At 69.4% G+C, this 14,359-nt stretch carries 14 protein-coding genes; 7 read left to right on the forward strand and 7 right to left on the reverse strand.

The genetic code is table 11. The features are described 5' to 3' along the window. Nucleotides 1-4 precede the first annotated feature (4 nt). The 3 genes from ACFE86_RS09010 (at nt 5) to ACFE86_RS09020 (ending at nt 2,899) form a co-directional block, all read left to right on the forward strand. Complete coding sequence (locus ACFE86_RS09010) at nt 5-799, forward strand: ABC transporter ATP-binding protein (protein WP_375454990.1); 795 nt, start codon at nt 5-7, stop codon at nt 797-799. 99 nt (nt 800-898) lie between these two features. Beyond that, on the forward strand, nt 899-1,552 hold the full coding sequence (locus tag ACFE86_RS09015; RefSeq protein ID WP_375454991.1) for an ABC transporter ATP-binding protein: 654 nt from the start codon (nt 899-901) through the stop codon (nt 1,550-1,552). Nucleotides 1,553-1,657: 105 nt separating this feature from the next. Next, the gene (locus ACFE86_RS09020) at nt 1,658-2,899 is read left to right on the forward strand and encodes a capsule biosynthesis protein (RefSeq protein ID WP_375454992.1); all 1,242 of its coding nucleotides are present in this window, start codon (nt 1,658-1,660) and stop codon (nt 2,897-2,899) included. 20 nt (nt 2,900-2,919) lie between these two features. Here ACFE86_RS09020 and ACFE86_RS09025 read toward each other — a convergent pair whose 3' ends face one another. Beyond that, nucleotides 2,920-3,666 (reverse strand): hypothetical protein, encoded by a 747-nt coding sequence (locus tag ACFE86_RS09025; protein ID WP_375454993.1) that lies wholly within the window; start codon nt 3,664-3,666, stop codon nt 2,920-2,922. A gap of 236 nt (nt 3,667-3,902) precedes the next feature. Between ACFE86_RS09025 and flhA the strand changes: the two genes are divergently transcribed. Then, complete coding sequence (gene flhA / locus ACFE86_RS09030) at nt 3,903-6,050, forward strand: flagellar biosynthesis protein FlhA (protein WP_375454994.1); 2,148 nt, start codon at nt 3,903-3,905, stop codon at nt 6,048-6,050. On the opposite strand, the gene ACFE86_RS09035 is transcribed toward flhA, so the two are convergent. The 5 genes from ACFE86_RS09035 to fliI all read right to left on the reverse strand — a co-directional run bounded on the left by ACFE86_RS09035 (nt 5,962) and on the right by fliI (nt 9,761). Continuing rightward, nucleotides 5,962-6,483, reverse strand: a complete 522-nt coding sequence (locus ACFE86_RS09035) for a hypothetical protein (protein WP_375454995.1) — start codon at nt 6,481-6,483, stop codon at nt 5,962-5,964. The genes flhA and ACFE86_RS09035 overlap by 89 nt on opposite strands. Then, the gene (locus tag ACFE86_RS09040; RefSeq protein ID WP_375454996.1) at nt 6,480-6,695 is read right to left on the reverse strand and encodes a hypothetical protein; all 216 of its coding nucleotides are present in this window, start codon (nt 6,693-6,695) and stop codon (nt 6,480-6,482) included. The genes ACFE86_RS09035 and ACFE86_RS09040 overlap by 4 nt, the downstream gene beginning before the upstream one ends. A 13-nt stretch (nt 6,696-6,708) precedes the next feature. Continuing rightward, on the reverse strand, nt 6,709-7,776 hold the full coding sequence (locus ACFE86_RS09045) for a lysylphosphatidylglycerol synthase domain-containing protein (RefSeq protein WP_375454997.1): 1,068 nt from the start codon (nt 7,774-7,776) through the stop codon (nt 6,709-6,711). Nucleotides 7,777-7,913: 137 nt separating this feature from the next. Further along, complete coding sequence (gene fliJ / locus ACFE86_RS09050; RefSeq protein WP_375454998.1) at nt 7,914-8,321, reverse strand: flagellar export protein FliJ; 408 nt, start codon at nt 8,319-8,321, stop codon at nt 7,914-7,916. 84 nt (nt 8,322-8,405) lie between these two features. Continuing rightward, on the reverse strand, nt 8,406-9,761 hold the full coding sequence (gene fliI / locus ACFE86_RS09055; protein ID WP_375454999.1) for a flagellar protein export ATPase FliI: 1,356 nt from the start codon (nt 9,759-9,761) through the stop codon (nt 8,406-8,408). Between the two features lie 427 nt (nt 9,762-10,188). On the opposite strand from fliI, the gene ctrA reads away from it, so the two are divergent. Further along, nucleotides 10,189-10,890, forward strand: coding sequence for a response regulator transcription factor CtrA (ctrA, locus tag ACFE86_RS09060; protein ID WP_375455000.1), 702 nt, complete (start codon nt 10,189-10,191; stop codon nt 10,888-10,890). Nucleotides 10,891-11,041: 151 nt separating this feature from the next. On the opposite strand, the gene ACFE86_RS09065 is transcribed toward ctrA, so the two are convergent. Next, nucleotides 11,042-11,653, reverse strand: coding sequence for an FMN-dependent NADH-azoreductase (locus ACFE86_RS09065; RefSeq protein ID WP_375455001.1), 612 nt, complete (start codon nt 11,651-11,653; stop codon nt 11,042-11,044). Between the two features lie 75 nt (nt 11,654-11,728). Here ACFE86_RS09065 and ACFE86_RS09070 point away from each other — a divergent pair, with 75 nt between their 5' ends. Further along, complete coding sequence (locus ACFE86_RS09070) at nt 11,729-12,160, forward strand: winged helix-turn-helix transcriptional regulator (protein ID WP_375455002.1); 432 nt, start codon at nt 11,729-11,731, stop codon at nt 12,158-12,160. A 277-nt stretch (nt 12,161-12,437) separates the two neighbouring features. Continuing rightward, on the forward strand, nt 12,438-14,000 hold the full coding sequence (locus ACFE86_RS09075; protein WP_375455003.1) for a 2-isopropylmalate synthase: 1,563 nt from the start codon (nt 12,438-12,440) through the stop codon (nt 13,998-14,000). Nucleotides 14,001-14,359 lie beyond the last annotated feature (359 nt).

The following is a 14,359-nucleotide window of genomic DNA, read 5'->3' on the forward strand; positions in this document are numbered from 1 at the left end:
GACCATGTCCGCAGAGATCGTCGTCTCGAACGCCGTTAAGGTGTTCGGCACCGGAACCGCTGCGGTCGCAGCCCTGCAGGACATCACGGCGACCGTGCCGGAGGGGCAGTTCCTGTGCCTGCTCGGTCCGTCCGGCTGCGGCAAGTCCACTCTCCTGAACGCGATTGCCGGGTTCACCCCGCTCACCGACGGCCGCATCACCCTGGGCGGCCGGACGGTCACGGAGCCGGGGCCCGACCGCGGCATGGTCTTCCAGGAATATGCCCTGTTCCCGTGGATGAACGTCGAGGACAACGTCCGCTTCGGCCTCGACATCAAGGGCGTCCCGAAGCCCGAGGCCACGATCACCGTCGACCGGATCGTCGCGACGCTGGGGTTGAGCGACTTCCGCAAACGCTACCCGAAGGACCTGTCCGGCGGCATGCGCCAGCGCGTGGCCATCGCCCGCATCCTCGCGCTCGACCCGCCGGTGCTGCTGATGGACGAGCCGTTCGGCGCGCTCGACGCCCTGACCCGGCGCACCCTGCAGGACGAGCTGCTGCGGATCTGGGCCGAGTTCGCCAAGACCATCGTGTTCGTCACGCACTCGATCGAGGAGGCGATCTACCTCGCCGACCGCATCCTGGTGATGACCTACCGCCCCGGCCGGATCAAGCGCGACGTGCTCGTCGCGATGCCCCGCCCGCGCGACACGGCCTCGTCGGACTTCAACACGATCAAGCGCGAACTCGCCGGCCTGGTGATGGAGGAGCAGCAGCGGTTCACCAACGCCGAGCTGCACGCGCCGGCGGTGGATTGAGGGGCCCGCGCCTATCCTCAGATTCGCCGCTTTCCACGGTCACGAACCGGGCGAGCGCGCCGGCCCGCGATCCGGCCGCGCCGAGGAGTCCGGCCCGCGGTGATCCGCTTCGAGAACGTCACCAAGATCTACAAGACGGACGGCCACCGCCGCACCATCCTGGAGCGGGTGTCGCTGACGCTGAAGCCCGGCATCAGCTACGGCATCCTCGGGATCAACGGCGCCGGCAAGTCGACCACGATGCGCCTGATCGGCGGCACCGAGGAGCCGTCGAGCGGCAGGATCAAGCGCGCGCTCCGGGTGTCCTGGCCGCTGGGCTTCGGCGGCGGCTTCCATCCGGCGATGACCGGCCGGGACAACGTGATCTTCGTGGCGCGCGTCTACGGCGAGGACCCCAAGCGCGTGCTCGACTACGTCGAGGACTTCTCCGAACTCGGCAGCTACCTCGACGTGCCGATCCGGACCTACTCCTCGGGCATGGGCGCGCGGCTGGCCTTCGGCATGAGCATGGCGATCCCGTTCGACTGCTACCTGATCGACGAGGTGACGGCGGTCGGCGACGCGCGCTTCCAGAAGCGGTGTTCGGACGTCTTCGCCGAGCGCCGCAGGAACGCCGACGTCATCATGGTGTCCCACTCGATGGAGGTGATCCGCGAATGGTGCACCCAGGGCATCGTCCTGCTCAACGGCCGGGCGATCATCTACGAGGACGTCAACGACGCGATCGAGGTCTATCGCCGCCTGAACGCGTGATGGAGGCGACGGGACGAACGGCTATGGGACGAACATCGTTTCGCCGCGCCGCCGCGTGACCATCGCGGAAGTGGCCTCCGCAGGGGCAACGGAAACAGCAGGTCCATGAACGTCGAGATCCGCAATCCCCAGGGCCAGCCGCTGACCACCGCAGACCGGTCCAAGGCGGTGGCGGAGTCGCTGCGCCAGATCGCGCGCCTGTCCCGCTTCGCCGACCGCAAGAAGGGCATCCGCTCCTACCAGAGCCACGTGAAGAGCGATCCGTGGCTGCCGATCCTGTTCGTGCTCTGCTTCGTCCTGCCGACGATCGCGGGCGGGGTGTATTACGGTCTGATCGCCTCGGACCGCTTCATCACCGAGGCGCGCTTCGCGATCCGGCCGGCGCTCGGCGGTTCCGAGAAGGCGACTCCCGACGCGGTCGGCACCAATGCCGGCGTCCCGCGGGAGATGCTCGCCCAGGACGTGCTGATCACGCACCAGTACGTCCTCAGCCGGCCGATGCTCGAGATCATCCAGGCGAAGCTTCCGATCCGTGACTGGTTCGGACGCGAGGCGATCGACTACCTCTCCCGCTTCGATGCGAAGGAGCCGATCGAGAAGTTCCTCAAGTACTGGCGCAACCAGGTCTCGATCGACATCGCGAGCAGTTCCGGCATCATGTCGTTGTCGGTGAGCGCGTTCGATCCGGCCGAATCGCTCGCCATCGCCCGGGCCATCCTCGCGGAGGCCGAGCGGATGGTGAACCAACTCAGCATGGCGGCCCGCAACGACGCTGTCGCCGAGAGCAACCGCGAGTTGCGTCTCGCCGAGGAGCGGCTGGCGAAGATCCGTCTCGCCGTGCGCGACCTGCGCAACCGGGACGGCGTCCTCGACGCGCAGAAGACCAACGAGACGAACCTCAAGATGGTCGGAGATCTGCGCGCGACCCGGATCAACCTCGATGTGCAGCTCACGATGTCGCTGCGCGACCTCGCCCCGGAATCCCGGCGCATCCTCGACATGAAGGCCCAGATCAAGGAACTCGACGACAACATCGCCCGGATCGAGCGGCAATCGGCGAGCCAGGACCCCGAGCAGAGACGCCTGCTCTCCGATGCCCTGACGCGGTTCGAGGCCCTGAACAACGAGCGGACGGACGCCGAGAAATACTACGCCAAGGTCATCGCGGCCAACGAACGGGCACGGATGGTCGCCGCGCGCCAGATCGAGTTCTTCAGTCCCATCGTCGAGCCGGTGCTGGCGGAATCCGCGACCCAGCCGCGGCGCGTGCTGATGAGCAGCCTGGTCGCGGCCGGCGCCGCGGTGTTCTTCGCCGCCGCGCTGTTCGCGCGCAAGCAGATGGCCTGAGCCGCACCGTCCGGGCTCGCTCAGCGGCGGTCGCCCCCGAAGGTCTGGCTCGGGACGGGTGCCGCGCCGGTGCGGTTCTCTTCGAGGGTAAGCAGGGTGTGGCCGCTCTCGGTGTCGAGGCCCGTGGTGGTCGAGGCCGCGGCGCCCACGGCTGTCGAGCCGATCTCGCTCGTCGCCGCACCCGCCACGGGTCCGATGGTGCCGCCGGTCCAGCCCTGCGCCCGCCAGCCCTGCGCCCGCTCGTCGAGGTCGATCGAGCCGTGCCGGTCGAGGATCGCCAGGACGCGGTCGGCGTGGCCGTCCTCGACCCGGGCCGTGACGAGCGTGCCGCCGCGGCGCACGCCCTCGGCGTAGGTCTCCGCCTCGTGCGGGCTCAGGCCCGCGCCGGTGAGACCGCCGAGCAGGCCGCCGGCGGCCGCGCCTACGCCGGCCCCCGTCACGGTCGCGACGAGCCATCCCGCCGCCACCACCGGGCCGACCCCCGGGATCGCGAGGAGGCCGAGGCCGGCGAGAAGGCCGGCGCCGCCGCCGAGTACCGTGCCGAGCGTCGCGCCGGTGCCGGCCCCGTCGCCGGCCTCGCTCTCGCTCGAAGCGCGCGATTGCGCGGCTGCACCGAGGGACGCGATGCGGCCCGCATGCCGGTCCTCGGCGTTGTTGGCGACGATGCTGATGTCGCCGTTCGGGATGCCCTCCGCTTCGAGGGTGTCGACCGCGCGGGCGGCCGCGTCGTAACCGTCGAACAGGGCGGTGATGGCGCGTGTCGCCATGGTCTTCCTCCGTTGTCTCGAGCTTTCACGGAGCCGCGTGCGGCACCGGTGACGATGGCGGCGCCCGATCGGTGAAGGCCTCGCATCCGGATCGGGCGTGGAGCCGGTTCAAGCCGCGGGCTCGGCGCCGGGTTCCAGCCTGGGCGCAGGCGTTAAGGCGGCGCTAACCATCCGCTCGGCACATCTTGCCGGGTCCGCCCGTCGCGGGCGGGAGCGGTGGGCATGGGCGGCCGGGCATGAGCGAGATGGCGAGCGTGCCGGGACGGACGGGCGGGCTTTCGGCGCTCGGCGGCTTCACGATGCCGAACCGCGCGAGCCTCGACGCGCTGTCGAAGCGCACCGACCTGTTCTTCGCCACCGCGGTGATGGGCATCCTCGCGGTGCTGATCTTCCCGCTGCCGTCGATGCTGCTCGACCTGCTGCTCGCCGTGTCGATCATCATGTCCGTGCTGATCATGATGACGGGGCTGTTCATCGACAACCCGCTCGAGTTCACCGTCTTCCCGACGCTGCTGCTCATCGCGACGATGCTGCGGCTGGCGCTCAACCTCGCCTCGACGCGGCTGATCCTGGGCCACGGCCACGAGGGCACGGCGGCCGCCGGCCACGTCATCGAGGCGTTCGGCAACTTCGTGATGGGCGGCAACTTCGTCATCGGGATCATCGTGTTCGCGATCCTGATCATCGTGAACTTCGTCGTGATCACCAAGGGCTCAGGGCGAATCGCCGAGGTCGCGGCCCGCTTCACGCTGGACGCGATGCCCGGCAAGCAGATGGCCATCGACGCCGACCTCTCGGCCGGACTGATCGACGAGAAGAGCGCCAAGGCGCGCCGCTCCGCGCTGGAGGAGGAATCGGCGTTCTTCGGCGCGATGGACGGCGCCTCGAAGTTCGTGCGCGGGGACGCGATCGCGGCGCTGCTCATCACCTTCATCAACGTCGTCGGCGGCATCATCATCGGCGTCGCGCAGCAGGACATGGCGATCGGCGCGGCGGCCAAGAGCTACACGCTGCTCACCATCGGCGACGGGCTGGCCTCGCAGGTGCCGGCGCTGATCGTCTCGACGGCGGCCGGCATCCTGGTCTCGAAGGCGGGCGTGAAGGGCTCGGCCGACAAGGCGCTCGGCAAGCAGCTCGCCAACTATCCGAAGGCGCTCGGCATGTCGGCCGGCGTCATGGTGCTGATCGCGCTGCTGCCCGGCATGCCGATGCTGCCGTTCCTGGGGCTTGCGGGAGCATCGGGCTACGCCGCGTGGCGCTTCGCCAAGACCGCGCGGGAGGCCCCGCCGCTCGACGCCGACGGCGCGCCGATGGATGCCGCGGCGGTGGCGGCCGCCGCCAAGGACAAGGAGGAGACGGTCACCGACCTCCTGAAGCTCGACGAACTCAAGCTGGAGATGGGCTACGCGCTGCTGGCCCTCGTGAACGGGGAAGGGCAGGACCGGCTCACCGATCAGATCAAGGCGCTGCGCCGCCAGCTCGCGGCGGATCTAGGCTTCGTGATGCCCTCGGTGCGCATCCTCGACAACGTGCAGCTCGACGCCAACGCCTACGTCGTGCGCGTGAAGGAGATCGAGGCCGGGACCGGGCAGATCTTCCCCGGCCAGTTCATGGCGATGGACCCGATGGGCGGGCAGGTGCAGTTGCCCGGCCAGCACATGCTGGAGCCGACCTTCGGCCTGCCCGCGACCTGGATCGACGCGTCGTTGCGCGATCAGGCTCAGATCAAGGGCTACACCGTGGTCGATGCGGCCACCGTGGTCTCGACGCACCTGACCGAGATCATCAAGGCGCACGTCTCGGAGCTCCTGAACCATGTCGAGGTCCAGAAGCTGCTGCGCGAGCTGCCCAAGGATCACGGCGACCTGATCAAGGAGGTGGTGCCCTCGCAGATCAACACCACCGGCATCCAGCGCGTGCTGCAGTTCCTGCTCGCCGAGCGCGTCTCGATCCGCGACCTCGGCGCGATCGTCGAGGGCATCGCGGAGGTGGCCGGCGCGATCAAGAACCCGCGCGACATCGTCGAGCACGTCCGCGCGCGCCTCGGCCGCCAGATCTGCGCGCAGTATCAGGGACCGGACGGCATGCTGCCGATCATCACCCTGTCGCCGGCCTGGGAGCAGGCGTTCCTCGACGCGATCGTCGGCGAGCGCGACGAGCGCTACCTCGCGATGCAGCCCTCCAAGCTCACGGAGTTCGTGCAGACGGTACGCGACCGCTTCGAGACCGCAGCCCGCATGGGCGAGATGCCGGTGCTGGTCACCTCGGTGCAGGCGCGGCCGTTCGTGCGCTCGATCATCGAGCGTTTCCGCCGCGAGACCCCGGTGATGAGCCAGGCCGAGATCCACCCGCGCGCGCGGCTGCGGACGGTGGGCTCGGTGTGAGTGCGGGCGGCGGATAGTCGAGCGGCAGGGTGCGCACGCCGCGGTGATAGGGGAACCGGGCGCGCTGGAGCGGGTCGGGGTCGGTGAAGATCAGCCGCACGCGGAAGGAGACCGGGCTGGCGCAGAGCAGACAGCTGCGCAACGGCGCCTCGTCCGGCAGGAACCACGCGGTCGTGAGATAGCGCGAGTCGTCCCGCACCCAGCCGGGGATCGGCAGGCCCCAGCGGCGGGCAAGATGATCGCCGACGCCGCCGATATAGGCGTCTGCGCGGGCGGAGCCGACGAGGCCGGGGTCCTCGGCGACCATGCCGGTCTGCCGCCCGACTTCGCCGCAGGCCATGTAGAACCCGTCGAGGAACTCGCAGGTGTGGTGGTCCCAGTCGCCGTCCCCGCGGATGCGCAGGGCGACCTCGTGCAGGGTGGCGGGCCTCACGGCGGACCCGCCACGACGGCCGGGAAGCGGATCTGCGCCGTGACCGGCGGCGCGTCGCCATAGATCGAGGCGTAGAGGGCGTTCAAGCCCTCGACATCGCCGATCCCGAGATGGGCGGCCGGCGCGCGGGCGTCGTCCATGTCGCGCGTGCCGCGGTCGAGGCTGCTCAGGGCCTGGAGCTTCATGGCGAGCAGAGAGTGCAGGCGTGCCACAACGCCCCTTCCCTCACACCGTCTTCCGCCTCAGGCCGCGCTCGATCTCGGTCGCGTCGAGGCCGGGCAGGGTGACGGGCGGCTCCGGCACGGCCGCCGGCCGGCTGCCCCTGGCCGCCGAGCCGATCGCGGAGGCGAGGCGCGCGCGCTCGAAGGTGATCACCACGACCACCGAGATCAGGGCGGGAATCCAGAAGTAGAAGATGCGGAAGATGATCACCGCGGCGATGATCGCGTCCTTCTGCGCCTCGTCGGTGATGTTCATCGCGGTGATGAACACGATCTCGAACACGCCGAGGCCCCCCGGCGCGTGCGAGGCCAGCGCCACCGAGAACGAGGCGAGGAAGATCGCGAGCACGGGGATGAAACCGGGGTTCATCGCCTCGGGCAGGGCGAAGTAGATGATGCCGGCCGCACCCAGCAGTTCGAGCGGCGCGGCGATGAACTGGCGCGCCATGATGCCGGGGCGCGGGTATTCCAGCTTGAACGCGCGGATATGCAGCGGCCGCATCCGCAGGATCGAGCCGGCGGCATAGAGGGCCACGAAGGCGAGCATGCCGATGCCGACGATCAGCGCCGCCTTCGGATCGGTGAGGAAGCCCGGCAGCTTGCCCTGAAGCCGGCTCAGCAGGCTCGGATCGATGACGAGCGTCAGGCCGCCGAGCAGGATGGTGCCGAGGAAGAAGGTGAAGGAGCACAAAGCCACCAGCACCGCGACCTGCGCCGCCGAAAGGCCCTTGGCGGTGTAGGCCCGGTAGCGCACCAGGGCACCGGAGAACACCGAGGCGCCGATATTGTGCGACAGCGCGTAGGTGGTGAAGGAGCACAGCGAGACGAACAGCCACGAAATGTGGTTCACGCCGAGATGGAGCAGGGCGATGCGGTCGTACCAGGCGAGCGCCGCGTAGGCGACCAGCGTCGAGAGCGCGGCGAGCAGGATGCGGTGTGGCGGGATCGCGAGGATCGCGGTCCAGATCGCGGAAAGCGACGTGGTCTTGAGCTCCTGGTAGAGGAAGTAGCCCGACACCGCGACCGCGGCGAGGCCGACGATCGGCCAGATGAATTCGCTGATCTTCTTCATGGACACCGACGCCTCGGGGGACAGCCCCTGATGCGTCAGGACGCGACGCACCGCAAGCGAGCCCTCCCGAGCCCGCCTGCGGATGCTGATGTCAGGCGATCATGACGGTTTCGTGCCGCCGCCGCGGGGCGAGCCCGTCAGCCGCGGGCGCGCGACAGGCCGATCCCGTCCATCGCCGCCTGCTCGCGGACCGCCTCCGCCGCGCGCTCGGCCGATCGCTCGCGATCGTCCAGGATCTCGACCTTCTTCAGGTCCTCGAACGCCTCGCCGAGCTCAGCTTTGGCTTCGGAGAGCTGGCCTTCGAGCGCGATCGCCGACTGGCGCATGTTGTCCCGGCGGGTCGCGGCGGCGCGGGCATAGGTCGGGTAGGCGAAGTGTCCGGTGTCGGAGATGCCGGCGCGAGCCTCCTCGTGGGCGACCTCACGGTCGAGTTCCATCGCCATGCGCTGGAAGTCGGCCATCATCATCTCGATCTGGGTGACGCGGCGACGCTTCTCGTCGAGCTGGAAGCGGCGCAGCCGGATCAGCGTGTCACGCGATTTCATGGGGAACGCTCACTTCACTCGACGCCGGAGATCCTGGCAACACCCGAAGGCCCTGCGCCGCGAAAACCCGCCGCGCCGCCCTCTTCAGGAACCGCCCACGATCTCTGCGAGCCGTGCGTAACCATCGCCGATGGACGTTGCTTCTTCCTTACCCTGCCCCAGAAAAGCCTCCAACCGGGGCATCAGCGCGATCGCCTCGTCGACCTCGGGCGAAGCGCCGGCGCGGTAAGCGCCCAGCCGGATCAACTCCTCCATGTCGGCGTAGGTCGCGAGCAGCTTTCGCGCGCGGCGCACCACCGGCAGGTAGGCCGGATCGCAGGAGCGCGGCATGGTGCGCGAGACCGAGCGCAGCACGTTGACCGCCGGATAGCGCCCGCGCTCGGCGATGGAGCGCTCCATCACGACGTGGCCGTCGAGGATGCCGCGCACGGCGTCCGCCACCGGTTCGTTGTGGTCGTCGCCCTCGACCAGCACCGTGAACAGCGCCGAGATCGTCCCCTCCCCCACGCCGGGGCCGGCGCGCTCCAGAAGGCGCGGCAACTCCGAAAACACCGTCGGCGTGTAGCCCTTGGCGGTCGGCGGCTCGCCCGCGGCGAGGCCGATGTCGCGCTGGGCCATGGCAAAGCGGGTGATCGAATCGATCATGCACAGCACGCTCAAGCCCTGGTCGCGAAAATGCTCGGCCACCGAGAGGGTGACGTAGGCCGCGTTGCGGCGCATCAGGGCGGGCTCGTCGGAGGTCGCCACCACCACGACGGAGCGCGCGAGGCCCGCGGCGCCGAGGTCGTCCTGCAGGAACTCCTGCACCTCGCGGCCGCGCTCGCCCACGAGGCCGATCACCGCCACGTCGGCGGCGGTGTAGCGGGCGAGCATCGACAGCAGCACCGATTTGCCGACGCCCGAGCCGGCAAAGATCCCCATGCGCTGGCCGGCGCACATGGTCAGGAAGGTGTTGAGGCAGCGCACCCCGAGATCGAGGGGCCTGCCCACCCGGCGGCGGGCATGGGCCGGCGGCGGGTCGGCCCGGAGCGGATAGATCTCCGGGCCGCTCCTCAGGGGCCCGAGGCCGTCGACGGGGCGGCCGAGCGCATCGACCACCCGGCCGAGCCAGGCTGGCGAGGGCCGGATCGCGCCGGCGGCCTCGTCGCGGACGAAGGCCGGGCAGCCGCGGCGCACGCCCTCCAGCGAGCCGAACGGCATCGCCAGCGCGCGGTCCCCCTGGAAGCCGATGATCTCGCAGGGGATCAGCCCGGCGCTGCCGGCGCCCTCCACGTCGAGGCGCCCGCCGAGCCGCATCGCCGCCACCGGTCCAGCGACTTCGACCAGGAGGCCGCGGATCGCGACGACGCGGCCGTAGGTCTCCAACGGCTCGGCCCGCTCCAGCGCGGCGCGGATTCCAGCAAGCGTCCGTTCCGCGGACCCGATTCGATCCTGCGTCATCACCGCACCCCTAACGGTTCGTTTACCTCCCTCCTTAACACTGCGGTCATCGGGCTCGTAGCGGGCCGATCGCATGGGCCGGAGCGGGCCACGGGACGCGCCTCCGACATGACTCGCGGATGTGGCCGAACGGCCACGTCCACGGGCGGGTCGTGACGGGATAAGGACTTAACGAGGGGCTTGGCGAGGGTCGGAGGCACGGCGCGGGAGGGCTGGGCGGGGGCGGTGAGAACGGACCGTCAACGGCCCGAGCGAAGACGCCGGCGCGGCCAAACGAAGCCTTGCAAGCGAGAAACAGGTTTTGTTAACGATTAACGAATAGCGTTTCACGTCAATGACGATGGGGCGTCCGTCCACAGGCCGGTGGCGGACGAAGAGCGGCGACGTGTCCGAACGCTGATACGGCCGGCCGGGCTGGGGATCGACGATGCGGGTACTTCTGATCGAGGACGACAGCGCCACCGCGCAGAGCATCGAGTTGATGCTCAAGTCCGAGAACTTCAACACCTACACCACCGACCTCGGTGAGGAGGGGATCGATCTCGGCAAGCTCTACGACTACGACATCATCCTCCTCGACCTGAACCTGCCCGACATGTCGGGCTACGAGGTCCTCCGGAACCTGCGCGTCGCCAAAGTGAAAACCCCGATCCTGATCCTGTCCGGCATGGCCGGCATCGAGGACAAGGTGAAGGGGCTCGGCTTCGGCGCCGACGACTACCTGACCAAGCCCTTCCACAAGGACGAACTCGTCGCCCGCATCCACGCCATCGTGCGCCGCTCGAAGGGCCACGCGCAATCGGTGATCACCACCGCCGACCTCGTGGTCAACCTCGACCAGAAGACTGTCGAGGTCGCCGGCTCCCGCGTGCACCTCACCGGCAAGGAGTACCAGATGCTGGAACTCCTCAGCCTGCGGAAGGGCACGACGCTGACCAAGGAGATGTTCCTCAACCATCTCTACGGCGGCATGGACGAGCCGGAACTGAAGATCATCGACGTGTTCATCTGCAAGCTCCGGAAGAAGCTCGCCAACGCCAGCCAGGGCAAGAACTACATCGAGACGGTCTGGGGCCGCGGCTACGTGCTGCGCGAGCCGATGGACGCCGAGGAGCGCATCGCCGTCTGATCAGCCTGCCTCGGGTCTCATCGCGCCGTCACGCCTTCGCGGCTCATTCCCGCGGAGGCGTTTCCCGTTCGTGCGATGCGCCTCCGCCTCGCGCGGTGATCCGCGAACGCCTGATCCGGGAACGCGTGCCCGCGTCGCCGCGTCGGCCGGCTCAAGCGGGCTGAAGTTCGCGCGCGGCCTTCAGTGCCCCGGCGACGGCCGCCTCGCGGGCGTCGGGACCCATCGCGATGCCCTCGGCGACGATGAATTCCGGGCGGGTGATGCCGATGAAGCCGAGCACCGTGCGCAGGTAGGTCTCGGCGTGCTCGGCCGCGGCGTTCGGCGTGCCGGCTCCGTAGAGGCCCCCGCGGGCGACGGCGACGATGACCCGCTTGCCGCCGGCCAGGCCCTCGGGGCCGTTCTCGCCGTAGCGGAACGTCTTGCCCGCCACGAGGATGCGGTCGATCCAGGCCTTGAGCTGGCTCGATATGGTGAAGTTGTACAGCGGCGCGCCGACCACGACGATGTCGGCGGCGAGGAACTCGTCGAGCACCTGGCCGCCCAGGGCGACGTCGTGCTGGACGTCGGGCGCGTTCGTCGCGTTGGGCTGCTGACCGGCGAGGTACGCGCCGGAGAGGTGCGGGAGCGGCGTGGCCGCAACGTCGCGGTACGTTACCGCGAGGTCGGGCCTCTCCGCCTTCAGGTGCTCGACGATCGCGCCGGACACCGTCCGGCTGACGGAATGCGCACCCAGGATGCTGCCGTCGACGTGAAGGAGCTTCATGCGATGTCCTCGGTATCAAAAGCGTACCGGCGTCTATAGATGACCGATCCCGACGGGCCGCAAGAGGGCACAGTCTTGGAACCAGGGCACATCCAGGATACCGCACGAGAGACCGGCACCCCGGATCACGCCTCGCAGGATTGCCGCCTCGTCGGCTCGGTGCTCGCGCGGATCGGCGACAAGTGGAGCGTCCTGGTCGTGATGACCCTGAGGGACGGGCCGCACCGCTTCAACGAGCTCCGGCGGATCGTCGGCGGAATCTCGCAGCGCATGCTCACCTTCACCCTGCGCGGCCTCGAACGGGACGGGCTGGTGACGCGGACCGTCTTCCCGACGATCCCGCCGCGGGTCGCGTACGCCCTGACCGATCTCGGCCGCTCGCTTGAGGTGCCGGTCATGGCGCTCGGCACCTGGGCGTTCGCGCATCAGGCCGAGATTCAGCAGGCCCGCGCGCGGTTCGACGGCGGCGCGGATGCCTCGCTTGCGGTTACCCCACGGGAAGGATAAGCACCGGGTCCGATCGACGGTGCGGCGGGCTTGCGCATCGGCCGCTCGACAGGAGGTAGAGACGCGCCTTGGCCAGCGCCGGCTCAGCATCCGTCACCGCCGGCGCCGTTTCCGCGGCATCGCGGACGCCTGCCCGCCTCGCCCTTCCGCTTACCCGCCCCTGAGGGCCGTCCGGGCGTTCGCCTGGGCCTTCAGGGGATCGCACGGCCGCATACAGGCTTTGAAGGCCGCCCGAGCGCGAGACGCGGGGGGCGCGCCGCGACGGGGTGGACATTCGATGACCAGCGTTTCTCAGGCGACAAAAGACCGCGTCGTGATCTTCGACACGACCTTGCGCGACGGCGAGCAGTGTCCCGGCGCGACCATGACGCTGGACGAGAAGCTTGCGGTGGCCGAGCTGCTCGACGACATGGGCGTCGACATCATCGAGGCCGGGTTCCCGATCGCCTCGAACGGCGATTTCGAGGCGGTGTCCGAGATCGCGCGGCGGGCCAAGCGCGCCACCATCGCGGGGCTGGCGCGGGCCATCCCCGCCGACATCGCACGGGCCGGCGAGGCGGTGCGGCACGCGCGGTCCGGCCGCATCCACACCTTCGTCTCGACCTCGCCGATCCATCTGGCGCACCAGATGCGCAAGACCGAGGACGAGGTGATCGCGATCATCCTCGGGACGGTGGCGCAGGCCCGCGACCTCGTGGCCGACGTCGAGTGGTCGGCGATGGACGCGACGCGCACGCCGACCGACTACCTGTGCCGCTGCGTCGAGGCCGCGATCAAGGCCGGCGCGACGACGATCAACCTGCCCGATACCGTCGGCTACGCCACGCCCGACGAGTACCGCGCGATGTTCGAGGCGGTGCGCACGCGCGTGCCGAACGCCGACCGGGCGGTGTTCTCGGTCCATTGCCACGACGACCTCGGGCTGGCGATCGCCAACTCGCTCGCCGGCCTCGCGGGTGGCGCCCGGCAGGTCGAGTGCACGATCAACGGCATCGGCGAGCGCGCCGGCAACGCCGCGCTCGAGGAGATCGTCATGGCGATCCGCACGCGGGGCGACGTGCTGCCCTACGAGACCGGCATCGAATCGACGATGCTGACCCGGGCCTCCAAGCTCGTCTCCCACGCGACGAACTTCCCCGTCCAGTTCAACAAGGCGATCGTCGGCCGCAACGCGTTCGCCCACGAGAGCGGCATCCACCAGGACGGCATGCTCAAGCACGCCGAGACCTACGAGATCATGACGCCGGCCTCCGTAGGGCTGGCCAAGACCGCGCTGGTGATGGGCAAGCACTCGGGCCGCGCCGCCTTCCGGGCGAAGCTCGAAGACCTGGGCTTCAAGCTGTCCGACAACCGGTTCCAGGACGTGTTCGAGCGGTTCAAGGCCCTGGCCGACCGCAAGAAGGACGTCTACGACGAGGACATCGAGGCGCTGGTCGACGAGAACCTCGCCACGGCGCACCACCGCATCCGCCTCGTCTCGCTCTCGGTCATCGCCGGCACGCGCGGGCCGCAGCGCGCGACGATGAAGCTCGCGATGGACGGGCGCACGCTCACCGAGGAGGCCGACGGCAACGGGCCGGTCGATGCGGTGTTCAACGCGATCCAAGCGCTGGTGCCGCACGACGCCCAGCTCGAGCTCTATCAGGTCCACGCGGTCACCGCCGGCACCGACGCGCAGGCCGAGGTCTCGGTGCGTCTCAAGGCCGGCGAGCGCACCGTCACGGCGCGCGGCGCCGACCCGGACACGCTGGTGGCCTCGGCCAAGGCCTACCTCTCGGCGCTGAACAAGCTCTCGGCCTCGGCCGTGCGTCTGCACGCGCAGCACGCCACGACGGGCTAGAGCATTGTCCAGCGCGGTGGATGCCGGCCTGCGTGAAGACAATGCGACCACACAAGAGGCTGGAGCGTTTTCCGTGATCCGAAGATCGTGGAAAACGCTCTCAGCATCGTTCCGCGACGTGTCCCACGGTTCTCCGTCGAACAGGATGCGGCAACACGAGGGAGCGAAGCGGGCTTGCGTGAGCGAAGCCACGAAAGCTCGCTTCGGACGGAAACCGCCCGGCCGGGGGGTGGACAGCCTCCGGCCCGGTTGCTATCAGCCCGCATCGCCGACGGACTTGGTGGCCCTCGGCGGATCGCTCCACGCGATCGGGCGCATAGCTCAGTTGGTAGAGCAGCTGACTCTTAATCAGCGGGTCC

It is taken from the genome of uncultured Methylobacterium sp. (assembly GCF_964244095.1).
Classification (GTDB): domain Bacteria; phylum Pseudomonadota; class Alphaproteobacteria; order Rhizobiales; family Beijerinckiaceae; genus Methylobacterium.

Excerpts from the sequence above, each read along its gene's own strand:
- ACFE86_RS09010 (WP_375454990.1), top strand. The coding sequence starts at position 5 with ATGTCCGCAGAGATCGTCGTCTCGAACGCCGTTAAGGTGTTCGGCACC.
- ACFE86_RS09020 (WP_375454992.1), top strand. The coding sequence starts at position 1,658 with ATGAACGTCGAGATCCGCAATCCCCAGGGCCAGCCGCTGACCACCGCA.
- ACFE86_RS09025 (WP_375454993.1), bottom strand. The coding sequence starts at position 3,666 with ATGGCGACACGCGCCATCACCGCCCTGTTCGACGGTTACGACGCGGCC.
- flhA (WP_375454994.1), top strand. The coding sequence starts at position 3,903 with ATGAGCGAGATGGCGAGCGTGCCGGGACGGACGGGCGGGCTTTCGGCG.
- ACFE86_RS09045 (WP_375454997.1), bottom strand. The coding sequence starts at position 7,776 with ATGAAGAAGATCAGCGAATTCATCTGGCCGATCGTCGGCCTCGCCGCG.
- fliJ (WP_375454998.1), bottom strand. The coding sequence starts at position 8,321 with ATGAAATCGCGTGACACGCTGATCCGGCTGCGCCGCTTCCAGCTCGAC.
- fliI (WP_375454999.1), bottom strand. The coding sequence starts at position 9,761 with ATGACGCAGGATCGAATCGGGTCCGCGGAACGGACGCTTGCTGGAATC.
- ctrA (WP_375455000.1), top strand. The coding sequence starts at position 10,189 with ATGCGGGTACTTCTGATCGAGGACGACAGCGCCACCGCGCAGAGCATC.
- ACFE86_RS09065 (WP_375455001.1), bottom strand. The coding sequence starts at position 11,653 with ATGAAGCTCCTTCACGTCGACGGCAGCATCCTGGGTGCGCATTCCGTC.
- ACFE86_RS09075 (WP_375455003.1), top strand. The coding sequence starts at position 12,438 with ATGACCAGCGTTTCTCAGGCGACAAAAGACCGCGTCGTGATCTTCGAC.